The organism is Nocardioides sp., assembly GCF_964229035.1.
GTDB lineage: Bacteria > Actinomycetota > Actinomycetes > Propionibacteriales > Nocardioidaceae > Nocardioides.
In genome coordinates, this window is the sequence record NZ_CAXRAZ010000044.1 from 35,864 (window position 1) to 61,085 (window position 25,222).

Consider the following 25,222-nt stretch of genomic DNA (forward strand, 5'->3'; position numbering starts at 1 on the left):
GCTTCCCGATTTCGGCTGGACGACGCCCCGGGACCCTGCGGGACCTGTGGCTCAGATCGCGCCGCCCACGGCCTCGCGGCCATGACGTTGTCGGGGCGGCGTCGTTGACCTCCATGTGATCCCGAACGCCTTCCGCCACTGGCGCCACGTGCTGGCCCACCGCTGGCGCCACGACCGCCGGCCCTTCTACGCCGTCGGTGCTGTGGCCGCGGTGCTGCTCGCCGCGATGGTCGCGTTCGTGGTGCTGCCGGGCGACGACGATGTCTCGGCCAACCAGAAGCCCCTGCCCGACCCCTCCGGATCGGGGTCGATCACCGACCCCTACGTGATCCGCGACGACCCGCAGGCGGGCGCCAGCGGCTCGACGACCGCGACGAGCGGTCGCGGCGCCGGTACCGCCGACAACCCGTTCGCGAACCTGCCGGGCTACGACCCCGACGGCCTCGGTGGCACGGGCGGCTCGAAGTTCGCGGTGCCGCACCGCCTCGTGCTGCGGGTCTCCTCCTCCGCCCCCATCCCGGTGGTCGGCTACCAGGTGCCGACGAGCACCGACAAGCCCACCGGCACCGTGCGCGACGTCGGCCGCGAGTGGTCGCTCGCCACGATCGTGTACGGCAAGCCCGACTACGCCCGCCTGTTCGTGCAGGCCGGGCCCACCGGTGCCGGCATCACCTGCACCGTCACCGTCGACGGCAAGGTGCGCGACCAGCGCACCACCCAGGGGCCCTACGGGCTCATCATGTGCCAGGGCTGAGCTGTCGGTCGCCGGCTCATCACGCCGGCGCGTCAGCGCCTCGGCTGCTGCTCGTCAGGCTCGAGCGTCGTCGTCCACAGCACCGAGCCGGCCGCGTCGCGCAGGTTGACGGTGAGCTCACCGCTCACGGCGATCTGCAGCTGGCCGAGGTACTGGTTGGTGGGGCGCGGGGCGACGTCCAGGCGGCCCTTCTCCGACTCGCCCTGCGAGAAGACGACCTGGGGGCCGAAGGTGCCGTCGAGCTCGTCGTCCTTGCGCCAGAAGGGTGAGGCGGCGAGCGGGCCGGAGATGAACTCCCAGAACGGGTCGAAGTCGGTGAAGGTGGCGCGCGCCGGGTCGTAGCGGTAGGCGGCGGTGTAGTGGACGTCGCCGCTGAGCCACACGACGTTGCGCACGCCGTCGCGCTTAAGCGTCGAGAGCACGCGGGCGAGCTCGGGCTCGCGACCGAGCGGCGGGCCGTCGTCCTTGTTGGCGTAGCCGTCGAGGTCGGTGACCCGGTTGGTGGGCGCCGAGAGCGGCAGGTCGGCGCACACCACCTTCCACGTGGCCCGCGACTCGCGCAGCGTGCGGATCAGCCACTCCTCCTGCTCCGCGCCCAGCAGCCCGTCGGTGGCCTGACGCCGGGCCCGGCGCGGATCGGTGGCGGGGTTCGGGCCGCGCCAGCTGCGCATGTCGAGGCAGATGACGTCGAGGTGACGACCACGCGGGATGCGGCGGTACATGCGGGCGGTTGCGAAACCGTCGCCATCGCCGCCGACCACTCGCCGCAGCGGGACGGGCTGGTACTCCTGCCACGCGCGCAGACCGCGCCGAGCGAGGACGTCGGCGCGCCGCTCGGTGTAGCGGTCGTCGCCGATCGTCTCGCCGGGGTACCAGTTGTTGGCCGTCTCGTGGTCGTCCCACATCGACACCGTGGGCACGGCCGCGTGGAAGGCGCGCACGTTGGCGTCGCGCAGCGGGTAGCGGTGGCGGCCGCGGAACTGGCCGAGCGTCTGGGCGACCACGAGGACGTCCTCGGTGAGGTCGTTGACCCAGGTGGTGCCGTCGTCCAGGTGCACGGTGGAGGTCATCGGCTCATCGGCGTAGATGGTGTCGCCCACGTGCACGAAGAGGTCGGGGCGCAGGTCGAGCACCGCGCGGTAGGAGGTGAGGCCGCCGCGAGCGGTGTCGATGCCCCAGCCCTGGCCGCAGGTGTCGCCCGACCACACCAGGCTCTGCGCGGCGGTGTGCACCGGCGCGGTGGAGAACTCCACGAGGTGCGGCGCCGACCGCTCGCCCTCGGGCGTCTCGAACCAGACGTCCACCTCGTAGGCGCGGCCGGGGGCGAGGCCGGTGAGGTAGTGGCGGGCGGTGAGGTCGACGCGCGGGTCGGTCCACGGGCCGCGCACCCGGCGCAGCACCCGCCCGCCGCTGCGCACCCGCAGCATCATCCGCCCCGGTTGTGGCGCCCGCGACCAGATGAGCGCGGACGACGTGGTGACCTCACCGCTGCGGGCGCCGTCCACGAGGTCGCGGCGGCGCTCGACGAAGGCGGGGCTGCCGCCGAGGAGGCCGGGGAGGCCGAGGCCGGCCGAGGAGCCGACGACGGCGGGCACCGCGATGCCGGCGAGGCCGGCGACGATGGTGGTGCGGCGCGGGAGCCGCAGGTCGCCGGGGGCCTGGGGACGCAGGCGCCCCGGACCGGCAGGTGCGGGAGCGGGAGCGGGCGGACGGGGCTCGGGCCGGAGCGTCACGACCCACAGACGACACCCGCGCGTCGACCGGCGGTGGAGCGCCGGTGGACGCGCGGGTGAAGTCCGGCCGTCGGGCCGGGTTCGATCAGGCCCTGGTCACTTCTCTCATCACTTGGGAGGCATCCGGATGCCGCCGTCGACGCGGATGACCTCGCCGTTCATGTAGGCGTTGGTGAGGCACTCGATGACCATGCTGGCTAGCTCGTCGGGAGCACCGAGGCGCTTGGGGAAGAGGACGTTCTTGCCGAGGTTGGCCTTAAACTCCTCGGCCGCCTCGCCCTCGCCGTAGATCGGGGTGTCGATGAGGCCCGGCGCCACGGTGTTGAGGCGGATGCCGGCCGCCGACAGGTCGCGGGCCACCGGCAGGGTCATGCCGACGACGCCGCCCTTGGACGCCGAGTACGACGCCTGGCCGATCTGGCCGTCGAAGGCGGCCACGCTGGCGAGGTTGACGATCGCGCCGCGGCAGCCGTCGGCGTCGGGCTCGTTCTGGCTCATCACGGTGGCGGCCTGGCGCACGACGTCGAAGGTGCCGATGAGGTTGATGTGGATGACCTTCGTGAAGGCCTCCAGCGAGTGGGCCGACTCGAGCTGGCCGTCGCGACCGATGGTGCGCTGCGCCCAGCCGATGCCGGCGGAGTTCACGACCGCGCGCAGCGGGGCGATCTCGGCGGCCGCCTTCACGGCACCGGCGATCTGCTCGGTGTTGGTGACGTCGACGGCGGCGAACACGCCGCCGATCTCGGCGGCGAGCGCCTCGCCCTTCTCAGCCGACAGGTCGGCGATGACGACGGTGGCACCGCGCGCGGCGAGCTGGCGGGCCGCGGCAGCGCCGATGCCCGAGGCGCCGCCGGTGACGATGGCGGAGGATCCGTTGAGTTCCATGGGGCGGAGCGTAGCGGGCGGTGGAACGGGTTCTCGGCGACTCCCCCGGGTGGCCGAGGGCGAGGGTCGGCGACGTCGCAAGACCCGTCGGCGGAGTGGGTCCTAGAGGTCGGTCGTGCCGCGCGCGACGACGACGGCCGGCCCGGTCATGAGGATGCGGTCGGCATCGGTCCAGGTGATGCGCAGCGTGCCGCCGGGGAGGTCGACGACGTACTCGGTGCCGCGCGGTGCGTCGTCCTCGAGGCTGGCGGCGACCATGACGGCGCAGGCGCCGGTGCCGCACGACCGCGTCTCGCCCGACCCGCGCTCGTGCACGCGCATCGCCACGTGCTGTGGGCCGCGGCGCACGACGAACTCGACGTTGACGCCGTGCGGGTAGGCCGCGGGGTCGTGGTGCGGTGCGTCGAGGAGCGGACCGACGGGGCCGGTCGGCTCGAGGCCGACGCCCTCGGGCAGCAGCGCCACCGCGTGCGGGTTGCCCATGTCGACGTGCCGTGCGGCGAAGTGCACTCCCCCGATGCTCACCTCGGTGACCCCGTGGACCCCGGGCCGCCCCATGTCGACGGTGATCTCGCCGTCGGCGTCCCCGCCCTCGAAGGTGAGCACCGTGATGCCCGCGCGGGTGGCGACCGGCACCGGCTGCGCGGGATCGACCAGGCCCTCCTGCGCGAGGTGACATCCGAAGACCCGCACGCCGTTGCCGCACATCTCCGAGATCGAGCCGTCGGCGTTGCGGTAGTCCATGAACCACTCGGCGTCCTGACCCTCGGCGTCGGGCCCGGCCGCGGCCGTGCGGACGACGCGCAGCACGCCGTCGCCGCCGATGCCCGCGCGCCGGTCGCAGAGCGCGCGGACGCGAGCCTCATCGAGGTCACCGTGCACCGTGCCGTCGTGGTCGGGCAGGAGCACGAAGTCGTTCTCGGTGCCGTGACCCTTGAGGAACGGGTAGGGCGCGGTCACGGGGCCAGCCTACGGGGCCTCGGCCGACGAGCCGTTCGCGATCTCGAAGAGGTTGGAGCTGAGGAGCTCCGGCTCACGAAGCACTTCCAGGTAGTAGGTACCGCTCAACGTCGCGTCGGCTGTGGCCTCGAAAGTGACTGACGTACGGCCCTTCGCAAGCGTGACCTCCTCAGGGACCGAGAAGAGGCCGTTCACAGGATGAAACCGCTGGTCGATCGACGAGGGACCGTCGGCTGTGATCGTGACGGTGAAGGGAACACCAGCCTCCACCTGTGCGGGCACGGCCACCGAGGCCGTCGGATGGACGGTGATCGGCGTCCTGAGGTCGAACCCGGCGCCGACGGCGCGGACGCGCAGGGTCGTGGTGCGAGTGACCCTCGGAAGCTCGATGCTGAACAAAGTGCTCACGCCCCCGGTAGCACTGATGCGAGTCGGGTTCGCCGGGTTCTCCACCGCGGAGCCATCGGGGTAGATCAGCGAGATGCGCGCGTCGACGTCGTCCGTGCCCGGAGGCCTCATCGATCCGAAGGATGCCGTGACGACCTGCCCTCCGAAGGTCAGGGGTCCGGGCTCGCTCGTTACCAGTTTCAGCGGGTCGCCCGGGCGGTAGGGCCGCAGGACCAACGACCGTGCCGTCACGACCTGCGTGCCCAACCGAGCGGCGACGGTGACGACCGTGTCGCTGCTGACCGGATCCATCGCGACGTCGAGATCGGAGCCACGAACGCTGCCGGAGAAGGACTTCTCCCGCTGGAGGTGGAGGTTCTGGTTGTCCGAGCCGAGGGCGACCGCTATCGGTCCACGCTCCCCGGGCGACTCGGTCAGCTGCAGGTTGAGGCGGGGGGAGGAGGCCCCGAAGGAGGTGAACGTGAGCGTCGCGATCCCGATGTCGAGCTGCGCCGATTCCGTCCTGGCCCGGCCGACGTAGGTCGCACTGATCGTCGTTGCGCGAGGACGGTCGAAGGGCAGCCTCGACGCATCGACGCGGACCGGGAAACGCGCCGCGCGGCTGCCGGCAGGAACGGTCACGGTCGTGACGTGAACCATGGGATGATCTGCGGCGAGGTTGACGCGCACAGGACTGCCGGGGGCGCACGCGAGGCGCACAGTGGCCGAGGCGGTCTCGCCAGCGTGGATCAGTGGCGGGACGGCCAACGACTCGAGCCGCGAAGCACATCCGGAGTGGATCCTCAGCAGTGCCGACCGCCCCGCTCCGATCGAACGGGCCTGGATCCGAACGGCTCCGGATCGGGGGCGTGGTGCAGTCGTCACGTTGAAGCGGGTGAGGCTGCGCCCCCGCGGCACAACCACCGTCGCCGGCAGCGCGACTCCGTCACCGCCTGTCAGCCGGACGGTGACGTCGCGGCGGACCGCGCAGTTCAGCACCACACGGCCAGCGACGGTGCCGGTGGCTTCGACGGTCGACCGTGAGAGCGAGAGCGTCCGGACCTTCGAACAGGTGGCCGCCTGCGCGGGGGTCGCGCCGACGACGGCCACTAGCCCTCCGATGCACGCCAGCAGCAGCACGCGGGCGGTCAGTGACTCGAAACGCAGCATGGTGATCCCTCCGAGAGGGCGTCAGTGCGCCCCGCGGCCACCATCCCATCACGGCCGGCAGGCACGAGGACGCGAATCCGTCAGGAATTCAGTCCAGCGCTCAGCGGTACAGCCCCTCGGCGTACGCCGGCCCGTAGTACTCGTCGAGCGCGGCGAGATCCTCGTCCGGTCGCTCGTGCAGCTTCGCGAGCACCGCGCGCCGGGGCACGGTGCCCTCGGGGTCCCAGGTCTCGGGCTGCCACAGCTGCGAGCGCAGGAACGCCTTGGCGCAGTGGCTGAAGATCGTGTCGATCTCGACCACGAGGGCGAGCACCGGCCGGTGCCCCTTCACCACGAGGTCGTCGAAGAAGGGCGCGCCGCTGACGAGGCGGGCGCGTCCGTTGATGCGCAGCGTGTCGCCGCGGCCGGGGATGAGGAACTCCAGGCCGACGTGGGGATTGGCGAGCACGTTGCGGTAGCCGTCGGCGCGGCGGTTGCCGGGGCGTTCGGCGATCGCGATGGTGCGCTCGTCGACCACGTGCACGAGCGAGCCGGCGGGATCGCCCTTCGGCGAGACGTCGCAGTTGCCGGCCGCGTCGGCGGTGGCGATGACGCAGAACGGCGAGGCGGCCAGCCAGTCGCGATCGGTTTCGGTGAGGGCGGAGCGCTCCTTGTCGCGGGCCGCTGCGGTGGGCTCACCAAGCAGCGCGGTGAGCGCGGCGTCGTCCGTGATCTCGTGCCAGTCGTCCCGGGGGCTCATGCCCCCGAACCTAGGCCGTGGACGACGCTCAGCGCCTCCCGATTCGCACCACCATGGCCGAGCCGCCACCGCGACGCGTGGGCTCGGCGACGGCGGTGAGGGCACCGCGTCGTCCGAGCTCGATGGCGGCGACCGCGCCGATCTCGGCGGCGCTCGTGCCGGGGGCACCGGCGGGCGTGAAGGTGTGGCCGTAGGCGCCGAGCGCGGTGCCGTAGCGGTCGATGAACGCCTGCTCGGCGGTGACGGCGGCAGTGTTGCGCTGGCTGGCGCGCGGAGCGGCGACCGCGGCGGGCAGGCTCATGCCGAGGTCGAGGCGGTTGAGCAGCACCTGCAGCACGGTGGTGATGATCGTCGACCCGCCGGGGCTGCCGATGGCGAGCACCGGGCGGCGCGTCGTCGGGTCGAGCACGATGGTGGGCGCCATCGAGCTGCGCGGCCGCTTGCCGGGCTGCAGGCGGTTGGGGTCGGCGGGGTCGTAGACGGTGGTGAAGTCGGTGAGCTCGTTGTTGAGCAGGAAGCCGCGGCCGGGCACGACGATGCCCGAGCCTCCGGTCTGCTCGATGGTGAGCGTGTAAGAGACGACGTTGCCCCACCGGTCGGCCGTGGTGAGGTGGGTGGTGGAGATGTTCTCGGTGTCGGCGTCGTCGCGACCGGTGGCGGCGGCCGGCGTGGCGCAGCGACCGTCGTAGCCGCGGACGTCGCCCGGTGCCACCGGCTTGTTGGCCGCGCGGGTCGGGTCGATCGAGCACGCGCGCTCGGCTCCGAAGCGCGGGTCGAGCAGCGCGCCCGTGGGCACCGGGGTGAAGGCCGGGTCGCCCACGTAGGCACCGCGGTCGGCGAAGGCGAGGGCGCTCGCCTCGAGGTACCGGTGCAGCGCCTGGTCGCGGGGCAGTCGACGCAGGTCGCTGCGCGCGAGGATGGTGAGGGCCTCGCCGATCGTCGTCCCACCGGACGACGAGGGGGCCATGCCGTAGATGTCGTGGCCGCGGTAGCGCACGCGGGTGGGCTGCTGCACCAGCGCGCGGTAGCGGGCGAGGTCGGCGGTGGTCATCGTGCCGACCGGCACAGGGAGATCGGTGGCAGCGCTCTTCGGCGGGGCCTGCACGGTGCGGGCGACCTCGCGCCCGAGGTGCCCGCGGTAGAGCCAGTCGGTGCCGCGGCGGGCGAGCTCGCGATAGGTGCGCGCGAGGTCGGGGTTGCGGAAGCGGGTGCCGACGGCCGGGGCCGTGCCGCCGGGGCCGCGCAGGAAGAGATCGGTGCTGCTGGTGAAGGTGCGGAAGCGCTCGGCGTTCTCGCGGGTCTGGAGCGCGAAGGTGGGGTCGACGACGAAGCCGCGCTCGGCCAGCCGGGTGGCGGGCGCGAGGGCGCGGCCGAGGGAGAGGGTTCCCCAGCGGCGCAGCGCGGTCTGCCAGGTGGCGGGCGTGCCGGGCACGCCGACGCTCACGCCGCTGGTGACCAGCTCGGGCGTGAAGGGGTACGGCTTGCCGGTGGCGGGGTCGACGAAGCTGTCGGGGCGCACGCCGGCCGGTGCGGTCTCGCGGCCGTCGATGGTGTGCACGCGCCGCGAGCGGGCGTCGTACACGACGAAGTAGCCGCCTCCCCCGACCCCCGCGCTGTAGGGCTCGGTGACCCCCAGGGCCGCGGCGGTGGCCACGGCGGCGTCCACGGCGTTGCCTCCGCGGCGCAGCACCTCGATGCCGGCGGCGCTGGCGTCGGCGTCCACCGAGCTCACCGCTCCCCCGTAGCCGGTGGCGACCGGTTGCTTGCGGGGTGGGGACGACGGCCGGTCGGCGTCGGCTGTGGGCGCGGTCGGCGCAGCAGCGGCTGGCCCGGTGACGGCGGGTGGGGCGGCCAGTGCGAGGGCGGCGCTGAGGCCGGTGGCGAGCAGGGCGGGGACGGTAGTCCGCATGGTTCCTCCCGAGAACGCGGTGACCCTGGTCCGGTGCCCCGATGCCGGGCGTCGAAACGGTGCTGCGGTTGGCGCGCGGCGGTGGGCTCCCGTCGGGGCGCCCGGGGCCGGCGACGACCGCGAGTGGTCAGCGGTCCTCCAGCAGCACGCCGTCCACGGCGTAGCGCGCCACGACGAACGCGCGGTTGCGGTCGGCCTCGAGCAGGCGCAGGTCGAGGCGTCGCGGCAGCAGCGGGGCGCCAGCGCCGAGGGTGATCGGCGCGATCGACACGATCACCTCGTCGAGCAGGCCCGCATCGGCGAACTGGCCGGCGAGGTCGCCGCCACCGACCACCCAGACGTCGCGCTCCCCCGCGGCGCCCACGGCGTCCTCGTGGACGACGCGCACGTCGCCGCGGGCGAAGCGGACGTCGGCTCCCGGGACCTCGGCCAGCTCGCGGGAGGTGAGCACCCACGTCGGCAGGGCGTAGGGCCACGGCTCGCCCGCGCCGACGACGTGGCGCAGCAGCCACTCGTAGGTGGCCGAACCCATGGCGAGCGCGCCCACGCCGTCCATGAAGGCGCCGTGGTTGAGCGGGCCGTCCTCGTCGATGTCCTGGCGAAGCAGCCAGTCGAGACGGTGCTCGGGATCGGCGATGAAGCCGTCGAGCGTGGTGGCGGTGCAGAAGATCGTGCTCACGGACTCACTCTGGCGGCGAGCACCGACATCTCAGCGCGCCGAACCCTCCACCTCGACGCACCAGGCACGCGATCTCGGCGGTCAGGTGAGGACGGCGGGGGCGAGGTGGCGGCAGGCGATGAGGGCGAGCTCGAGGTCGAGGCGGTCCTCGGCCAGCGGCCGACCGCGCAGCGCGACGGCGCGGTCGACGCGGTACTTCACGGTGTTGCGGTGCAGGTGCAGGCGGGCCGCGGTGGCGACGTGGCTCTCGCGCTCCTGCACGAACACCAGCAGCGTCTCGCGTAGCCGTGCCGCCGCGTCGCCGTCGGCGGCGAGCGGGCCGAGCGCGTCGGCGACGAGGGCGCGGGTGGCGGGCAGGTCGCCCACCAGCAGGGCGGCGGCCCGCACGGTGGGGTCGGCGGCCGAGACCAGGCGACCGGGCGGCACCTGCCCCACCTGCGCCACCCGCTGGGTCGCGACCGCGCTGCGATGGGTGGCGAGCAGCCCGTCGAGACCGTGCGCCACCCGGCCGGCGGCCACGCGCAGCGAAGAGCCTGCGGGCAGGTCCAGGCCGCGCGGGTCGGCGCCCGCGTCGACCGGCAGCCACGCCCACCACGTGCCCCGGTCGTGCGGGACGACGAGCGGCGTCCCCGCCCCGAGGTGGGCGACGATGCGGGCGATCGCCTCCTCCGGCGCCCCGGCGGCGGCGACGGTGGCCTCGTCGTCCCAGAGCAGGAGGCCGAGGTGGTGCTGGGCGAGCCGGTAGCCGAGAGCGGCCTCGACGTGGGCGGCGTCGCGGCGCTCACCGCGCAGCAGGGCCTCCACCACCTCGCGGCGGGTCGCGCTGCGGTGGGCGAGCCAGCGCTCGCGCTCGCCCTGGTAGGCGCCCATGACGTCCTCGGAGACGGCGTCGATGTAGGCGAAGGAGGTCTCGGTGAGCAGCTGGCTGGTGCGCAGCGCGGTGCGCGGATCCCGCACCCGGCCGGCGATCTCGTCGCCCGCCCACGCCAGCACGAGCTGCTGGCCGAGCCGGTAGGCGCGCAGGAGCGCGCCGGGCGGGGTGCCGCGCTGGGCGAGGCGGCGGGCGTACTCCACCGCCGCGGCGGGCGCGCGGACGTCGTCCACCGGGACGTGGCCGCGCAGCAGGTGGGTGAGCGTCTCGAGGTTGGAGCCGACGCTGCCGGCGAGCAGGTCGACGAGACCGGGGTCGTGCGGCAGCTCGGCGATCAGCTCGGTGGACCGGGCGACGAGGAGCTCGGTGAGCATCTCGGCCCGTTGGCCCATGACGGTGGCGAAGGAGCGCAGGGCGTCGCGGGCAGCCGCCTCGACGTCAGGCTCGCCCATCCGCACCCCTCCCGACCGATTGGTCGATCGACCCAAGTCGTGACCACCGTCACCGTAGCGCCGCACGCTTGCTCATGGGGCGTACAGCCCCAGGTGTGACCTGGGTTTCGTGCTCACAGCACAAGAATCCGGGGACGGCGCGCGCCTACCGTCGCAGGGCACGACGCGGCACCGCCGCCTCGCCAGCCCGCCCCACCCGAACACCCACCCGCACAGCCCGCCCGGAGGTCGACCCATGGGCTTCATCTCGCCGTCCCCGCCGCCGATGCCGCCGGCCGACTTCCTGCGCCTGCCGCTGATGGAGCGCATCCGGGTGCTCACCCAGCACTGGGTGAGCGACGGCTTCGGCACCCCGCGGGTGCTGAACATCGTCTACGTGCTGAAGATGCTCGGCCTCTACTTCGCCGTCGGTCTGGCGATCACCTCGGCCACCACCGACTTCGTGTCGTTCACCGAGCCAAGCACCTGGTTCGACAACGTGGTCGTCTACCAGAAGCTCGCGGTGTGGCTGATGCTGCTCGAGGTGCTCGGCCTGGGCGGCGCGTTCGGGCCGCTGTGCGGGCACTTCGCGCCGATGCTGGGCAACGTGCGCTTCTGGGTGCGCCCGGGCACGATCCGCATGGCGCCGTGGGCGGGCAAGGTGCCGTTCACCGACGGCGACACGCGCACGGTGGGTGACGTCGTCCTCTACCTCGGGGTGCTGGCGGCCCTCGTCCTCCCGCTCGCCACCCCGGCCGATCGCGTGCTCGACGTGCCTGTCGGCACCGGGCCGCAGGAGCTCGTGCCGGCGTGGGCGTTCGTGCCGATCCTCGTGCTGATGCCGCTGATGGGCCTGCGCGACAAGGTGGTCTTCCTGGCCGCGCGCTCGGAGCAGTACCTGCCGATCATGCTGTTCTCGGCCACCCTGGGCGCGATCGCGCTGAGCGATGCCGCCTCACCGGAGAACTTCGTCGACCTCGTGGTCGCTTTCAAGATGATCATCTGCGTCGTGTGGATCGGCGCGGGCGTCTCCAAGCTCGGCCAGCACTTCATCAACGTCGTGCCGCCGATGGTCTCGAACACGCCGGGCCAGCTGAACGTCGTCAAGAGGCTGCACTACCGCGACGCCCCGCACGACCTGCGGCCCAGCCGCCTGGCGTGGTTCATGGCGCACGTGGGCGGCACCACGGTGGAGATCCTCATCCCCGTCACCCTGCTGCTCACCACCAACGACACGGTGGCGATGCTCGGGGCGATCGCGATGCTGGTCTTCCACATCTTCATCACCTCCACCTTCCCGCTGGCCGTGCCGCTGGAGTGGAACGTCTACTTCGGCTACATCGCGATCGTGCTGTGGGGCGGCTTCGGCGACGGCTTCTCGGCGAGCACCTACAACATCTGGGACTTCTCCTCTCCCCTGCTGCTGATCCCGATGTTCGCGCTGCTCTTCTTCGGCCCCGTGCTCGGCAACTTCCGCCCCGACCTGGTCTCGTTCCTGCCCTCGATGCGCCAGTACGCCGGCAACTGGGCCACCAGCGTGTGGGTGATGCGCCCCGAGGTGCGCGACCGCCTCGCCGAGCTGCCGCTCGTGGAGGACCAGCGCGACCAGCTGATGCGGATGCAGCCCATGCCCTACGAGCGCGACGAGGCCGAGCTGACCCTCACCAAGGTCGCCGCCTGGCGGGCGCTGCACAGCCAGGGGCGCGGCCTCTACTCGGTGCTGCTCGAGCACGTGCCCGACATCGACGACATCGAGCGTCGCGTCGTCCGCGAGGGCGAGTTCATCGCCTCGATCATGCTGGGATGGAACTTCGGCGACGGCCACCTGCACGACGAGCGGCTCGTGGCCGCCGTCCAGCGCCGGTTGGGCCTGGAGCCGGGCGACCTCATCGTCGCCTACGCCGAGAGCCAGGCGACGCCGTGGAGCAACCCGCCGCAGCACTACCGCGTCATCGACGCGGCGCTGGGCGTGGTTGAGCGCGGCACGTGGAACGTCAGCGACTGCGTGGCCGAGCAGCCCTGGCTGCCGAACGGCCCGATTCCGCTCGAGGTTCGGTGGACGGCGCCCGGGTACCGTCGAGGAGGCAACCCCGCCCGCCGGAAGGATCCCGTGTCGTGACCACCGCCGTCGTCGTGGGCAGCGGGCCCAACGGGCTCGCCGCCGCCATCCACCTGGCTCGCGCCGGGCTCGAGGTGACGGTGCTGGAGGCCTACGAACGACCCGGCGGCGGCACGCGCACCGAGGAGCTCACGCTGCCCGGCGTGCTGCACGACGTGTGCGCCGGCTTCCACCCCACCGGCGTGGCCTCGCCCTTCTTCTCCTCCCTCGACCTCGCCCGCCACGGCCTGGTGTGGCGCTGGCCCGAGGTCGACCTCGCCCACCCCCTGGACGACGGCCGCGCCGGCGTCGCCTCGCGCGACATGGCCCGCACCGAGGCCTCCCTCGGCGTGGACGCCGCGCGCTGGCGGCGGCTGTTCGCGCCGGTGGTGCGCCACTTCGACGACCTGGTGGGCGAGGTGTTCGGGCCGGTCGTGCACGTGCCCTCGCACCCGATCACCCTGGCGCGCTTCGGCCTGCAGGCAGCGCTGCCCGCCACCGTGAGCGTGCGGCGCTTCGGCGACGAGCCCGCCAAGGCGCTGCTGATGGGCGTGGCCGCGCACAAGTTCGGGCGCCTCGACACCCCGCTCGGCGCCTCGGTCGGCATGCTGCTCACCGGCGCCGCCCACGCGGTCGGGTGGCCGGTGGCCGAGGGTGGCTCGGAGTCGATCAGCCGGGCGCTGGTGGCCGAGCTGGAGTCGCTCGGCGGTCGCGTGGTGTGCGGCGTCCACGTGCACTCGCTGGCCGAGCTGCCCGAGCTCGCGGGGCTGAGCGCGAAGCCCGACGTCGTCCTGCTCGACACGGCGCCGGCCGGTGCCCTGGAGATCGTGGGCGACGCCCTGCCCGGGCGGGTGCGGCGCGCGTTCACCCGCTACCGCTACGGTCCGGCGGCCTACAAGGTCGACTACGCGATCGAGGGCGACATCCCCTGGACCAACCCCGAGGCGCGGCGGGCCGGGACGCTGCACCTGGGCGGCTCGGCCGCCGAGATCGCAGCCGTCGAGGCGGCGACCGGTCGCGGCGAGATGCCCGAGCGGCCGTTCGTGCTGATGGGCCAGCAGTACCTGTGCGATCCACAGCGCTCGAGCGCGAAGGCCAACCCCGTCTACGCCTACGCCCACGTGCCGGCCGGCTACACCGGCGATGCCACCAAGGCGGTGACGGCGCAGATCGAGCGCTTCGCGCCCGGCTTCCGCGACCGCATCCTCGCCGCCGTGCCGCGCACGCCGGCGCAGTGGCAGGAGTACAACGCCAACTACGTGGGCGGCGACATCGGCGCCGGCGCCAACGACGCGCTGCAGATCGCCTTCCGCCCGCGGCCCGCGCTCGACCCCTACTTCCTGGGGGTGGACGGCGTGTACCTGTGCTCCTCGGCCACCCCGCCCGGCGGCGGCGTGCACGGCATGAGCGGCTACCGGGCCGCGCAGTCGGCGCTGCGACGCCTCGGGATCAGCTCTCCGCCGCTGCGTCAGCTCGCCCGGCCCCAGCCGACCCCGGTCGTGCGCTGAGGGTCTCGATCGCGCCGATGGCCTTGATCGCACCGACGGCGTGCAGCGCCCGGCCGACGCGGTCGGGATCGTCGTGGCGGACCCAGGTGATGCGCGGGTCGTCGCGCCACCACGCCAGCTGGCGGCGGGCGAAGCGGCGGGTGGCGGCCGCGGTGCGCTCGATGGCGTCGTCCACGCTCATCTCGCCGGCGAGCACCGCCATCGCCTGGCGGTAGCCGATGGCCAGCGAGGCCGTGCGCCCCTCGGCGAGGCCCTCGCCCAGCAGGCGATCGACCTCCTCGAGCAGGCCGCCCGCGAACATGGTGCGCACCCGCGCCTCGATGCGCTCGTCGAGCACCTCGCGCTCGATCTCGACGCCGATCTGCACCGTGCGGGCGTCGACGTACTCCTGCACCGGCAGCGAGGCGCTGAACGGGCGACCGGTGATCTCGACGACCTCCAGCGCACGCACCACCCGCCGCGCGTTGCCGGGCTCGATGCGCGCGGCGGCCTCGGGGTCGACCGCGGTGAGACGCGCGAGCAGAGCGGGCAGTCCCTCGCGCTCCACCTCCTGCTCGAGGCGGTGGCGGACCGCCGGGTCGGTGCCGGGGAACTCGAAGCGGTCGAGGATCGCTCGGGTGTAGAGCGCCGAGCCGCCGACGAGGACGGGGGTCGCGCCGCGGGCGCGGAGGTCGGCGATCGTCGTCCGCGCCCAGCCCTGGAACTCCGCGACGGTGGCGGCGTCGCGCACCTCGAGGGTGTCGAGCAGGTGGTGCGCGATGCCGCGGCGCTCGGCCGGGGGCAGCTTCGCGGTGCCGACGTCCATGCCCCGGTAGACCTGCATCGCGTCGGTGTTGACGATCTCGCCGCCGAGTGCCTGGGCGAGGTCCAGCGACAGCGCCGTCTTGCCGCTCGCCGTCGGGCCGACGATCGCCACGATCGGTGCGATCGGCGCGCTCTGCGGTGGGGCGGTGGTCACGGGGTCAGTCTGGTGGGTCGGCGGGGGCTGCAGGAATCGCCCCGGTCGACCGGCGAGTCCTGCACGTGGCGCGCGTTGCAACACGTGCCACGTGCAGGAAACACGTGCCACGTGCGGGTAGGGGTCCCCTGGCTACGCTGAGGACGACGCCCGCTCGCCGCGGGCGCACACCGACCGACCTCCCGGCGAAAGGACCGATCATGGGTTTCCTGGACGACGCGAAGAAGAAGCTCGGCGACGCCGTCGACAAGCACGGCGACAAGATCTCCACCGGCATCGACAAGGCCGCCGACGTGGCCTCGAAGAAGACCGGCGGGAAGTACGACGACAAGATCGCCACCGGCAAGGTGAAGGCCAAGGAGGCCCTCGACAAGCTGGACAACAAGAAGGACGACCTGAAGTGACCCTGGCGCCCGCGGCTCTGCGCGTCGTCCTCGTGCAGGGCGCGGGCGGCCGGTGAGCATCACCGACCCGCACTCGGGAAAGGTGCGCTTCTCCGTCGTCCCGGCCGCCTACGTCTACCTGCTGCGCGGAGGGGAGATCGGGGCGCCCGGAGGCGCGGGCGTCGAGGTGCTGCTGCAGCTGCGGCAGAACACCGGCTTCATGGACGACCACTGGGCCGCCGCCGCGGCCGGCCACATCGAGAGGTGGGAGACCGCTGCGGAGGCGATCGCGCGCGAGGCGGCCGAGGAGATCGGCGTCCACGACGTCGTGCTCGACTTCGCCACCTCGATGCAGCGCACCCAGCGCGGCCTGGAGATCGACGAGCGCGTCGACTTCTTCTTCACCGCGCGCTCGTGGCGCGGCGAGCCGCGGATCATGGAGGGCGCCAAGTGCGCCGACCTGCGCTGGTTCGCCCTCGACGACCTCCCCGAGGCCGTCGTCCCCCACGAGCGGTTCGTGCTCGACGGCCTGCGCGACGCCACCCTCGCGCCCCTCACCGCCCACGGCTTCTGAGGTCAGCGCGCCTCGTGCGGACGGCGCTGCCCGACACCAGCCAGCAGCTCGACCGCCACGTTGAGCGCGATCACAGCCGGCTGCTTGCCCTGCAGCCCCGTGCGGTCGGGGTCGCCGATGGGCGTGCGGACGCGGTCGAGGGCGGCGGCGGCGTGGCCGAGCTCGCCCAGGCGGGCGCGGAAGCGCACCCACTTGGCGCGCGAGCCGATCACGCCGATCGAGCCGATCGCGCCGGGGGTGGCGGCGTCGTGGCGCAGCAGGGCGTCGAGCAGGGCGAGGTCCTCGGCGTGGTCGTGGGTCATCACGAGCGCCTGCGTGCCGCGCGGCAGGGACGCGACGGCCAGCTCGGGCAACAGCGCCAACCGGTGAACGTGGACGACGGCCGGTCCCTCGCGCAGGGCGGCGAGGCGGGCGTCGTCCACGGCCTCGGCGCGGGAGTCGACGAGGTGGAGCTCGACCTCGTGACGCGCCAGCACGAGGGCGAGCTCGAGGCCCACGTGGCCGAGACCGAAGATCGCGATCGCCGGGCGCACCGGCATCGGCTGCAGCAGCACGGTGACCTCGCCGCCGCAGCACTGCACGCCGTGCTCGGCGGGGCCGCGGTCGCTGAGCTGCGAGCGGTGGACGACGGCCGCGGTGGCGCCGTCCGCGATGAGGGTGCGGGCGCGGCGCAGGGCGACCTCCGCGAGGTTGCCGCCGCCGATGCTGCCCCAGGCGGCGTCGGCGGTGACGACCATGGCTGCGCCGATCTCGCGCGGGGCATGGCCGCGCACGTCGCTGACGGTCACCAGCACGGCCGGCTCGCGGCGCTGGCGGGCGGCGGCGAGGGCGCTCACCCAGTCCACGAGCGCACCTCCTGCACGGCCCAGTACACGGCTTCCGGCGTGGCGGGCGAGGCGAGCTCGACCGGACGCCGCGAGGCGCCGTCCTCGGCCGGGGCGAAGGCGGCGACCGCGTCGCGCAGGGCCTCGCGCACGCAGAAGGCGAGCATGAACGGCGGTTCGCCCACGGCCTTCGAGCCGTGCACCACGCCGTCCTCGGTAGCGCGTTCGAGGAGGGCGACGTTGAGCTCGGCGGGCAGCTCGGAGAGGCTCGGCACCTTGTAGGTGGAGGCTCCGGCGGTGAGCAGGCGCCCGCGGGCGGGGCCGTCGGCGTCGTCCCAGCGCAGGTCCTCGAGCGTCAGCCAGCCGATGCCCTGCACGAGGCCGCCCTCGATCTGGCCGAGGTCGATCAGCGGCGAGAGGCTGTCGCCCACGTCGTGGACGACGTCGACGCGGCACACCCGGTAGGCGCCGGTGAACGCATCGACCTCGACCTCCGCGGCCGCCACCCCGTAGGCGAAGTACTTGAAGGGGGTGCCGCGCATGGCGGTGGCGTCCCAGGTGAGGCCCTCGGTGCGGTAGTAGCCGGCCGCCCACAGCTGCACCCGCTCGAGGTAGGCGCGCTGCACGACCTCCTCCCACGAGGCGTCGGGTCCGGCGAGGGCGCGCACAGGCACGAGGCGGGCGAGGATCTGCTCGCAGGCGTCCTTCACTGCGGCGCCGTTGAGGTCGGCGCCCGAGCTGGCGGCGGTGGCGGAGGTGTTGGGCACCTTGTCGGTGCGCGTGGGCGCGAGCCGCACCCGCTCGTAGGGCAGCCCGAGGGCGGTGGCGGCGACCTGGCGCATCTTGGTGTGGAGGCCCTGCCCCATCTCGGTGCCACCGTGGTTGATGAGCACCGAGCCGTCCTTGTAGACGTGCACGAGGGCGCCGGCCTGGTTGAAGGCGGTGAAGTTGAACGAGATGCCGAACTTCACCGGGGTGATCGCCAGCCCCCGCTTGCGATGGGGGTTCTGAGCATTGGACGACGCCACGGCAGCGCGCCGCTCGGCGAACCCGCTGCCGGTGAGCACCTGCTCCCAGGCGCGCGCGAGGCGCTCGGCGTGCCGGACGGGCTGGCCGTAGGGGGTGGCCTGGCCCTCGATGTAGAGGTTGCGCCGGCGCAGCTCCTCCGGCGCGAGGCCGAGCACGGGGGCGCAGCGGCCGAGGATGTCCTCGATCACGATCATGCCCTGGGGGCCGCCGAAGCCGCGGAACGCCGTCTGCGAGGTCTTGTTGGTGCGCGCGATGCGCCCGTCGACGCGCAGGTGCGGCAGCCAGTAGGCGTTGTCGATGTGGCACAGGGCGCGCGAGAGCACGGGCTCGGAGAGGTCGAGGCTCCAGCCGCCGTCGGCGGTGAGGGTGGCCTCGAGCGCCTGGAGGCGACCGTCGTCGTCGAAGCCGACGCGCCAGGAGGCGTGGAAGCCGTGACGCTTGCCGGTCATCGTCATGTCCTGCCGGCGAGTCAGCCGCACGCGCACCGGGCGCCCGGTGAGGCTGGCACCGAGGGCGGCGATCGCGGCGAACCCGTGCGGCTGCATCTCCTTGCCGCCGAACCCGCCGCCCATGCGCAGGCACTGCACGGTGACCTGGTGGGAGGCCAGCCCCAGCACGTGGGCAACGATCTCCTGGGTCTCGGTGGGGTGCTGGGTGCTCGACTGCACGAACACCTGGCCGTCGTCCTCGACGACGGCGTAGGAGGCGTGGGTCTCGAGGTAGAAGTGCTCCTGGCCGGCGAACTCGAACTCGCCCTCGATCACGTGGGCGCTTGTGGCGAGGCCGGCGGCGACGTCGCCGCGCTCCAGCACCGGGCGCGCACCCTGGAAGCTCTGCTGCTCGATCGCCTCGCGCACGGTGACGACGGCGGGCAGCGGCTCGTAGTCGACCTCCACCGCGGCCGCACCGAGCCGGGCCGCCTCGAGACTCTCGCCCAGCACCCACGCGACCGCGTGGCCGTGGAACATCGCGACCTCGGGGAACAGCGGCTCGTCGTGCTTGATGCCGGCGTCGTTGACGCCCGGCACGTCCGCGGCCGTGAGCACGCGGACGACGCCCGCGACGGCGTAGGCGGGGGCGACCTCGAGGCGCGTGATGCGGGCGTGGGCGTGCGGCGAGCTCACCGGATGCGCGTGCAGCACCCCGCGCAGCCCGATCGCCACGTCGTCGGTGTAGAGCGCGCGGCCGGTGACGTGGAGCACGGCCGCCTCGTGCGGCAGGGCACGGCCGACCTCGGGGGGCGCGGTCGCCTTCGCGGGGGCCGGGACGACGGGGTCGGTGAGGGTCATGCGAGGGCTCCCCTGTTGAGGCCCGGCGCCGGGTTCTCGGCGACGAGTCGCTGCAGCGCGCCCGCGAGCATCGCACGGCGGTAGGCGGCGCTCGCGCGATGGTCGTCGAGCGGCGTGCCCTCGGCGGCGAGCGCCGTCGCCGCCTCGGCGACCCCGTCGACGCTCCACCGGGCGCCGGTCAGCGCCGCCTCTGCGGCGGGGGCCCGGATCGGCGTCGCCGCGACGCCGCCCAGCCCGATCGCCGCACGCTGCACCACGTCGTCCACGACCTCGACGGCGAACGCCACCGCCACCGAGGAGATGTCGTCGTAGCGGCGCTTGGCGATCTTGTGGAAGGCGGTGAGCGGGGGTGGCGCGGTGGCAGATTCACCGGCCGGCCGGTGAAACTGGAACTTGGACGACGGAACTCCGTCGTCCAAGTGCCGGTTTTCTCGTCCCAGTCCGCCCTCGCCGACCACATCAGCCCCACCAGCCGCATGGGCCCCAGTTGCTTCGTGGGCGGCGGAGAGCGGGGGCACCGCGGGGCCGGATTCACCGGCCGGCCGGTGAAACTGGAACTCGGACGACGGAACTCCGTCGTCCAAGCGCCGGATTTCTCGTCCCAGTCGCCCCTCGCCGACCCCATCAGCCCCATCAGCCCCATCAGCCCCACCGCCATCAGCCCCACCACCACCGCCCCCGTGGACGACGCCCGCCACCGGCACGCGGACGCTCACGATCAGCTCGTCGACCGCCCGCACGCTCGCGCGGTAACCGGTGAAGTAGTCGCGCAGTGCGACGACGCGGGTGCCGCGAACCGAGGCGAGCACCAGGTCGGCGTCGAGGGCGAGGAGGGCGGGGGCGAGGTCGCCGATCGGCGAGCCGGTGCCGAGGTTGCCGCCGATGGTGGCGCTGTTGCGGATGAGCCGGGAGGCGAACTGCGGCAGCACCTGCGCCAGCAGCGGCACCAGCGCGCCAGCCTGCCGCTCGACCTCGGTGAGGGTGAGCGCGGCCCCGATCTCCAACACCCGCCCCTCGGAACCCGGCACCGGCCGCAGAACCCTCAGCTCCTCGAGCCGGTCGATCGCCACGAGCAGCCCGGGGCGTCGTCCGTGCAGGTTCATCTCCACGCCCACGTCGGTCCCGCCCGACACCGCCACCGCGCCGGCGGGAGCGCCTCCGCCGAGCAGCTCCAGCGCCTCGTCGAGCGTCGCGGGCCGCACGAAGCCCGGTCGGCGGTAAGGGGTCGGTTGCGGCGGCGCCGCGGCGGCGCGGGCCGCGAGGACGTCGACCGCCGCGCCGCCGTCGTCCACGTCGCCGTCGTCCACGCCGGGGGCGGGCAAGGCACCCAGCGCGTCGGCCGCCTCGAGGATCGGGCGGTAGCCGGTGCAGCGGCACAGGTTGCCCGAGAGCGCGTGGTGGTCGAAGCCGGACTCGCGGCCGGGCCGGTGGAACTCCGCGGCCATCGAGCAGACGAAGCCGGGGGTGCAGTAGCCGCACTGCGAGCCCCCGCGGACGGCGAGCTCGTGCTGCACCGGGTGCAGCGCATCAGGCGTGCCGAGACCCTCCGCGGTCACCACCTCCTGCCCCGCCAGCGCCGCCGCCGGCACGAGGCAGGCGTTGACCGCCGTCCACGCCGACCCACCACCCCCGCCACCAGCACCAGCACCAGCACCAGCACCAGCACCAGCAGGATCGGGCCGCACCACCAGCACCGCGCACGCACCGCACTCCCCCTCCGCGCAGCCCTCCTTGGCGCCGGTGAGCCCGAGGCCGCGCAGCCAGTCGAGGGCGGTGAGCGGCGGGCCGGCGTCCTCGAGGGAGCGGTGCTCGCCGTTCACGAGCGCGCCGAGGGGCGGCGTCGGGGCGGCGCGCTCGTCGGCCGGGAGGTGCGGGGGGTGGGTCGTACTCATCGCCGTCACCGTAAGCCGGATCGGCCCTACCTCACCCGCGAGCACGACGGAATTAACCGCCCGGTTACGAGACGACCCGACACTGAAACGCTCGTCTCATAACGTCCTCGCTCAGCAACGGCTGTTGCGTCTCGGCACCACCACAGCACCGACACGACGCCCCAGCGACGAGCCACCGGCACCCGTCGCCGAGTCCCCGCAGGAGAGAACCACACATGACCACCACCCCCACCCGGCCACGCCGCCGCCGCGGCGTCCGCCTCGTCGCCGCCTCGATGATCGCGGCGGTCGGCATGCTGGGCCTCGCGGCCTGCGGCAGCGACGACTCCTCGGCCTCCGGCGACGGCGGCAGCAAGCACGGCAAGATCAGCGTCCAGTACTCCTGGATCAAGAACGAGGAGTTCGCCGGCGAGTTCTACGCCGAGGAGAAGGGCTACTACAAGGACGCCGGCTTCAGCGAGGTCAACGGCATCTCCGGGCCCGACACCGGTGTCGCCAAGCTGCTCAGCGGCAAGGTGCAGGTGGCGCTGAGCGACGCGGCGTCCGTGGGTGCGGCGATCGCCAACGAGAAGGCCCCGCTGAAGATCATCGGCGCGACCTTCCAGAAGAACCCCTTCACGATCCTGTCGCTGAAGGACGGCGCGAACATCCAGACGCCGCAGGACCTCATCGGCAAGACCATCGGCGTGCAGGACTCCAACGCCAACGTCTTCAAGGCCATCCTCGCCGCCAACGACATCGACCCCAAGCAGGTCAAGGTCGTGCCGGTCGACTTCGACCCGACCCCGCTGATGGAGAAGAAGGTCGACGGCTTCATGGCCTACCTGACCAACGAGGCCCTCACCGTGCAGCTGGCCGGCTTCGACATCACCAACCTGCCCTACGCCGAGAACGGCGTGCCCTACGTGGCCGAGACCTTCACCGTCACCGACCAGTACCTCGCCGAGAACCGGGAGCTCCTCAAGGACTTCCTGATCGCCGAGATCAAGGGCTGGACCGAGACCTTCAAGCAGCCGACCGAGACCACGGTCGATCTGGTCACCAAGTACTACAACAAGGCCGCCTCGGACAACGCCGAGGGCCTGGAGAACACCTTCGGCGCACTCGACCCGAAGAAGACCGGCCTGGGCCTGGAGGCGCAGGCGAAGCTGATCTCCACCCCGGAGACCGAGGCCAACGGCCTGTTCACCATCAGCGACGCGCTGAAGCAGCAGACGGTCGACTCGCTGGGTGCGGCCGGCTGGAAGGTCTCGGTGGACGAGCTGTTCGACACCTCGATCATCGACGAGATCTACAAGGACGACCCGGAGCTCAAGAAGTACCTCCCCTGAGCCCCGCAGCGGCCCGCCGAGCGATCTCGGCGGGCCGCTGGTCCGTCCGGCCCCGACCATGTGACCCATCCGCCGACCGCGCCCGCTCGCCCGAGCGCCGAGAACTGAGGGATCCTTCTCCCATGTCGATCGACGACACCACGGCACCCGGCACCTCCTCCACCCCCACCTCCGGGTCGGGGACGACGGGCGGCACCGGCATCCAGGTCAGCGGCCTCACCAAGACCTTCAAGGTCGGTCGCGGGCGCACCGTCACCGCCCTCGAGGACGCCGAGCTCCACACCGAGCAGGGATCCTTCCTGGCCCTGCTCGGCCCTTCGGGCTGCGGCAAGTCCACGATCCTGCGCATCCTGGCCGACCTCGAGCACCCGACCGCGGGCACGGCGCTCGTCGACGGCAAGACGCCCGCCGAGCTGCGCAAGAACAGCGAGCTGGGCATCGCCTTCCAGGACCACGCGCTGCTGCCGTGGCGCTCGGTCACCAAGAACATCCGGCTGCCCTTCGAGGTGGCCGGGCGCGACGTCGACAAGGCCTACGTCGACGAGCTCATCGCCCTCGTGGGCCTCACCGGCTTCGAGGACTCCCGCCCCGCCCAGCTCTCCGGCGGCATGCGCCAGCGCGTCTCGATCGCCCGCGCCCTCGCGCTCAAGCCCTCGGTGCTGCTGCTCGACGAGCCCTTCGGCGCCCTCGACGACATGACGCGGCAGAACCTCAACCTCGAGCTGCTGCGCATCTGGACCGAGAAGCCCGCCACCACGCTGCTGGTCACCCACGGCATCTCCGAGGCGATCTTCCTCTCCGACCAGGTGGCCGTGATGTCGCCGCGACCGGGCCGCATCAAGGCGATCATCGACGTCGACCTGCCGCGCCCGCGCACCCCCGACATGATGCGCACCCCCGAGTTCCACGCCCTAGTCGATCAGGCCTCCGAGCTGCTGTTCGGCGCCGACGGACGCGCGGACGCCGAGTCGTGACCCGCCGCCTGCCGGGCTGGTTCGCCCCGATCATCGGCACCCTCGGCCTCCTGGCCGCCTGGTGGGCGTTCGCCACCTTCGCCTTCACCCCCGACGCCGGCAAGACCTACGACCCCGTGCCCTCGCCGCTGGCGGTCTTCAACCAGATCGTGGACGACGGCTTCTCGGCCTACTGGGACTTCTTCTCCGTCACCATCAACGAGGCCGCCATCGGGTTCCTGTGGGGCAACGCGCTCGCACTGCTGCTGGCCGCCACGGTGCTGCTCGTGCCGCGCATCGAGCCGGTCGTCGTCCAGGTGGCGGTGGTGACCTACTGCCTGCCGCTGGTGGCGGTGGGCGGCATCTCGATCGTCGCGCTCGGCGGCGCGGAGGAGCCGGGCGACCCGTCGTCCACGGCGATCTTCCTGGCCGCGCTGTCGGTGTTCTTCACGACCGTGGTCGGGGCGCTGCTGGGCTTCAAGGCGGCCGACAAGGCCAGCCTGGACGTCGTCCGCGTGTTCGGCGGCGGGCGTCTGCGCCAGCTCTTCACCGTGCGGCTCATCGCCGCGCTGCCGGCGGTGCTCAACGCGCTGCAGGTGGCCGTGCCCACCTCGCTGCTGGGCGCGGTGCTGGGCGAGTACCTCGGCGCCACCGACCGCAGTGTCGGCATCACGCTGATCCGCCTGCAGGGCCAGCTCGACTCCGTGCGCGTGTGGGCGGTCTTCCTGCTCTGCGCGCTCGTGGCGATGCTGGGCTACGCCGTGTTCGGACTCATCACCCGCCTCGTCACGCCCTGGGTGGCCGGAAGGGGAACCGCATGACCGCCCTCGCTCCCTCTCCCGCCGCGGCGAAGGGCCGCGCCTCCGGCGGCTCGAGCTCCGGCTCGGGCAGCAGCGGCTCGCGCGGCGCCACCGGCCGCGCCATCGGTCGGGCGGTCGGTCGCTCGCTGCTCAACGCCGTGGTCACGCTGCTGATCGTGCTGGCGATGTGGCAGTCGGTCGTGAGCTTCCTCGGCGTCTCGCCGTACGTGGCGAAGGGGCCGGTCGACGTCTACAAGTTCCTCTTCGTCGACGAGCCCGGCGCCGCCGCCGGCCAGCTGGCCGCCGACAACCGCGCCGCGATGCGTCCGCTCACCGTGCAGACCCTGCAGGACGCCGGTCTCGGGTTCGCCGTCGGCATGAGCATCGCCGTGGTGCTGGCGATCCTCTTCTCGCTCTCGCGCACAGTGGAGGCGGGCATCATGCCGCTCGCGCTGCTGCTGCGCAGCGTGCCGCTGGTGTCGATCTCGCCGGTCATCATCCTCATCACCGGCCGCGGTTCCACCGCCTCAGTGGCGGTGATCGGCTCGATCGTCGTGCTCTTCCCCGCGCTGGCCTCCGCGCTGTTCGGGCTCAGTCGCGCGAGCAAGGAGAGCCTCGACCTCATCCGCGTCTACGGCGGCTCGAACGCCACCGCGCTGCGCAAGGTCGCCCTACCCGGCGCACTGCCCTCACTGTTCGCCGCTGCACGAGTGTCGGTGCCCGGCGCCGTCACCGGCGCCCTGCTGGCCGAGTGGCTCTCCACCGGCCAGGGCATCGGCGGCTCGATCCAGAAGTTCAGCACCGCCGCGCAGTTCGACGACCTGTGGGCCTCGGTGGCGATCATCACCGCCATCACCCTCGTGCTCTACAACCTCGTGCAGCTGGCGGAGAACGTCGTCCTCGCTCGGATGGGGATGAGCCAGAGCGCAGGCTGAGGCGCCGCTCGCGCACGCGCCGTCGAGGGTTGCGGTTTGGCGCCAAACCACAACATTTGGGGGCTTCGAGCTGCGGTTTGCCACCAATCGACGCATCAGCACCGCCCGCCGACCGGCCACCACCGAGCAG

At 72.9% G+C, this 25,222-nt stretch carries 21 protein-coding genes; 9 read left to right on the forward strand and 12 right to left on the reverse strand.

The window, feature by feature from the left end:
- The first annotated feature begins 115 nt into the window (after positions 1–115).
- Positions 116–754, forward strand: a complete 639-nt coding sequence (locus ACERUN_RS13995; protein ID WP_370290627.1) for a hypothetical protein — start codon at positions 116–118, stop codon at positions 752–754.
- A gap of 32 nt (positions 755–786) precedes the next feature.
- On the opposite strand, the gene ACERUN_RS14000 is transcribed toward ACERUN_RS13995, so the two are convergent.
- The 8 genes from ACERUN_RS14000 to ACERUN_RS14035 all read right to left on the reverse strand — a co-directional run bounded on the left by ACERUN_RS14000 (position 787) and on the right by ACERUN_RS14035 (position 10,539).
- Positions 787–2,487 carry an alkaline phosphatase gene (locus tag ACERUN_RS14000; RefSeq protein WP_370290628.1) on the reverse strand — a complete coding sequence of 567 codons (1,701 nt, stop codon included), beginning with the start codon at positions 2,485–2,487 and terminating at the stop codon, positions 787–789.
- A gap of 108 nt (positions 2,488–2,595) precedes the next feature.
- Positions 2,596–3,372 (reverse strand): SDR family oxidoreductase, encoded by a 777-nt coding sequence (locus tag ACERUN_RS14005; RefSeq protein WP_370290629.1) that lies wholly within the window; start codon positions 3,370–3,372, stop codon positions 2,596–2,598.
- A 102-nt stretch (positions 3,373–3,474) separates the two neighbouring features.
- A complete protein-coding gene (gene dapF / locus ACERUN_RS14010; protein WP_370290630.1) occupies positions 3,475–4,332 on the reverse strand; it encodes a diaminopimelate epimerase in 858 nt (285 codons plus the stop codon).
- 9 nt (positions 4,333–4,341) lie between these two features.
- Positions 4,342–5,889: a hypothetical protein gene (locus ACERUN_RS14015; protein WP_370290631.1), complete on the reverse strand. Its 1,548-nt coding sequence runs from the start codon at positions 5,887–5,889 to the stop codon at positions 4,342–4,344.
- 100 nt (positions 5,890–5,989) lie between these two features.
- Positions 5,990–6,628 (reverse strand): pyridoxamine 5'-phosphate oxidase family protein, encoded by a 639-nt coding sequence (locus ACERUN_RS14020; RefSeq protein ID WP_370290632.1) that lies wholly within the window; start codon positions 6,626–6,628, stop codon positions 5,990–5,992.
- Positions 6,629–6,656: 28 nt separating this feature from the next.
- Positions 6,657–8,537 (reverse strand): gamma-glutamyltransferase, encoded by a 1,881-nt coding sequence (gene ggt / locus ACERUN_RS14025; RefSeq protein WP_370290633.1) that lies wholly within the window; start codon positions 8,535–8,537, stop codon positions 6,657–6,659.
- Between the two features lie 127 nt (positions 8,538–8,664).
- Positions 8,665–9,216 carry a dihydrofolate reductase family protein gene (locus ACERUN_RS14030; RefSeq protein ID WP_370290634.1) on the reverse strand — a complete coding sequence of 184 codons (552 nt, stop codon included), beginning with the start codon at positions 9,214–9,216 and terminating at the stop codon, positions 8,665–8,667.
- Positions 9,217–9,297: 81 nt separating this feature from the next.
- The gene (locus tag ACERUN_RS14035; RefSeq protein ID WP_370290635.1) at positions 9,298–10,539 is read right to left on the reverse strand and encodes a PucR family transcriptional regulator; all 1,242 of its coding nucleotides are present in this window, start codon (positions 10,537–10,539) and stop codon (positions 9,298–9,300) included.
- Between the two features lie 235 nt (positions 10,540–10,774).
- On the opposite strand from ACERUN_RS14035, the gene ACERUN_RS14040 reads away from it, so the two are divergent.
- Both ACERUN_RS14040 and ACERUN_RS14045 read left to right on the forward strand, forming a co-directional pair.
- Complete coding sequence (locus ACERUN_RS14040; RefSeq protein WP_370290636.1) at positions 10,775–12,637, forward strand: DUF3556 domain-containing protein; 1,863 nt, start codon at positions 10,775–10,777, stop codon at positions 12,635–12,637.
- Entirely contained in the window at positions 12,634–14,124 is a 1,491-nt protein-coding gene (locus ACERUN_RS14045) for a phytoene desaturase family protein (RefSeq protein WP_370290637.1), read from the forward strand. The genes ACERUN_RS14040 and ACERUN_RS14045 overlap by 4 nt, the downstream gene beginning before the upstream one ends.
- Here ACERUN_RS14045 and miaA read toward each other — a convergent pair.
- A complete protein-coding gene (miaA, locus tag ACERUN_RS14050) occupies positions 14,066–15,082 on the reverse strand; it encodes a tRNA (adenosine(37)-N6)-dimethylallyltransferase MiaA (protein WP_370290638.1) in 1,017 nt (338 codons plus the stop codon). The genes ACERUN_RS14045 and miaA overlap by 59 nt on opposite strands.
- A 200-nt stretch (positions 15,083–15,282) precedes the next feature.
- Between miaA and ACERUN_RS14055 the strand changes: the two genes are divergently transcribed.
- Positions 15,283–15,486 carry an antitoxin gene (locus ACERUN_RS14055; protein WP_370290639.1) on the forward strand — a complete coding sequence of 68 codons (204 nt, stop codon included), beginning with the start codon at positions 15,283–15,285 and terminating at the stop codon, positions 15,484–15,486.
- A gap of 52 nt (positions 15,487–15,538) precedes the next feature.
- Positions 15,539–16,039, forward strand: coding sequence for an NUDIX domain-containing protein (locus ACERUN_RS14060; RefSeq protein WP_370290642.1), 501 nt, complete (start codon positions 15,539–15,541; stop codon positions 16,037–16,039).
- A gap of 2 nt (positions 16,040–16,041) precedes the next feature.
- Here the strand turns inward: ACERUN_RS14060 and xdhC are convergent, their stop codons facing one another.
- Genes xdhC through ACERUN_RS14075 form a run of 3 tightly spaced genes read right to left on the reverse strand, consistent with a single transcriptional unit; the run spans position 16,042 to position 21,073 of the window.
- On the reverse strand, positions 16,042–16,884 hold the full coding sequence (gene xdhC / locus ACERUN_RS14065; protein WP_370290643.1) for a xanthine dehydrogenase accessory protein XdhC: 843 nt from the start codon (positions 16,882–16,884) through the stop codon (positions 16,042–16,044).
- The gene (xdhB, locus tag ACERUN_RS14070; protein WP_370290644.1) at positions 16,872–19,181 is read right to left on the reverse strand and encodes a xanthine dehydrogenase molybdopterin binding subunit; all 2,310 of its coding nucleotides are present in this window, start codon (positions 19,179–19,181) and stop codon (positions 16,872–16,874) included. Before xdhB ends, xdhC begins: the two co-directional genes overlap by 13 nt.
- Complete coding sequence (locus ACERUN_RS14075) at positions 19,178–21,073, reverse strand: FAD binding domain-containing protein (protein WP_370290645.1); 1,896 nt, start codon at positions 21,071–21,073, stop codon at positions 19,178–19,180. The genes xdhB and ACERUN_RS14075 overlap by 4 nt, the downstream gene beginning before the upstream one ends.
- Before the next feature lie 215 nt (positions 21,074–21,288).
- On the opposite strand from ACERUN_RS14075, the gene ACERUN_RS14080 reads away from it, so the two are divergent.
- The 4 genes from ACERUN_RS14080 to ACERUN_RS14095 all read left to right on the forward strand — a co-directional run bounded on the left by ACERUN_RS14080 (position 21,289) and on the right by ACERUN_RS14095 (position 25,092).
- Entirely contained in the window at positions 21,289–22,404 is a 1,116-nt protein-coding gene (locus ACERUN_RS14080) for an ABC transporter substrate-binding protein (protein ID WP_370290646.1), read from the forward strand.
- Positions 22,405–22,526: 122 nt separating this feature from the next.
- A complete protein-coding gene (locus ACERUN_RS14085) occupies positions 22,527–23,378 on the forward strand; it encodes an ABC transporter ATP-binding protein (RefSeq protein WP_370290647.1) in 852 nt (283 codons plus the stop codon).
- Positions 23,375–24,178 (forward strand): ABC transporter permease, encoded by an 804-nt coding sequence (locus ACERUN_RS14090; RefSeq protein ID WP_370290648.1) that lies wholly within the window; start codon positions 23,375–23,377, stop codon positions 24,176–24,178. Before ACERUN_RS14085 ends, ACERUN_RS14090 begins: the two co-directional genes overlap by 4 nt.
- Positions 24,175–25,092, forward strand: a complete 918-nt coding sequence (locus tag ACERUN_RS14095; RefSeq protein WP_370290649.1) for an ABC transporter permease — start codon at positions 24,175–24,177, stop codon at positions 25,090–25,092. The genes ACERUN_RS14090 and ACERUN_RS14095 overlap by 4 nt, the downstream gene beginning before the upstream one ends.
- Positions 25,093–25,222 lie beyond the last annotated feature (130 nt).

What these genes read in the sequence shown, in the direction of transcription:
- ACERUN_RS14095 (WP_370290649.1), top strand. Translation starts at nt 24,175, where the DNA reads ATGACCGCCCTCGCTCCCTCTCCCGCCGCGGCGAAGGGCCGCGCCTCC.
- ACERUN_RS14085 (WP_370290647.1), top strand. Translation starts at nt 22,527, where the DNA reads ATGTCGATCGACGACACCACGGCACCCGGCACCTCCTCCACCCCCACC.
- ACERUN_RS14040 (WP_370290636.1), top strand. Translation starts at nt 10,775, where the DNA reads ATGGGCTTCATCTCGCCGTCCCCGCCGCCGATGCCGCCGGCCGACTTC.
- ggt (WP_370290633.1), bottom strand. Translation starts at nt 8,537, where the DNA reads ATGCGGACTACCGTCCCCGCCCTGCTCGCCACCGGCCTCAGCGCCGCC.
- ACERUN_RS14080 (WP_370290646.1), top strand. Translation starts at nt 21,289, where the DNA reads ATGACCACCACCCCCACCCGGCCACGCCGCCGCCGCGGCGTCCGCCTC.
- ACERUN_RS14035 (WP_370290635.1), bottom strand. Translation starts at nt 10,539, where the DNA reads ATGGGCGAGCCTGACGTCGAGGCGGCTGCCCGCGACGCCCTGCGCTCC.
- xdhB (WP_370290644.1), bottom strand. Translation starts at nt 19,181, where the DNA reads ATGACCCTCACCGACCCCGTCGTCCCGGCCCCCGCGAAGGCGACCGCG.
- ACERUN_RS14055 (WP_370290639.1), top strand. Translation starts at nt 15,283, where the DNA reads ATGGGTTTCCTGGACGACGCGAAGAAGAAGCTCGGCGACGCCGTCGAC.
- ACERUN_RS14020 (WP_370290632.1), bottom strand. Translation starts at nt 6,628, where the DNA reads ATGAGCCCCCGGGACGACTGGCACGAGATCACGGACGACGCCGCGCTC.
- ACERUN_RS14005 (WP_370290629.1), bottom strand. Translation starts at nt 3,372, where the DNA reads ATGGAACTCAACGGATCCTCCGCCATCGTCACCGGCGGCGCCTCGGGC.
- ACERUN_RS14015 (WP_370290631.1), bottom strand. Translation starts at nt 5,889, where the DNA reads ATGCTGCGTTTCGAGTCACTGACCGCCCGCGTGCTGCTGCTGGCGTGC.
- ACERUN_RS14075 (WP_370290645.1), bottom strand. Translation starts at nt 21,073, where the DNA reads ATGAGTACGACCCACCCCCCGCACCTCCCGGCCGACGAGCGCGCCGCC.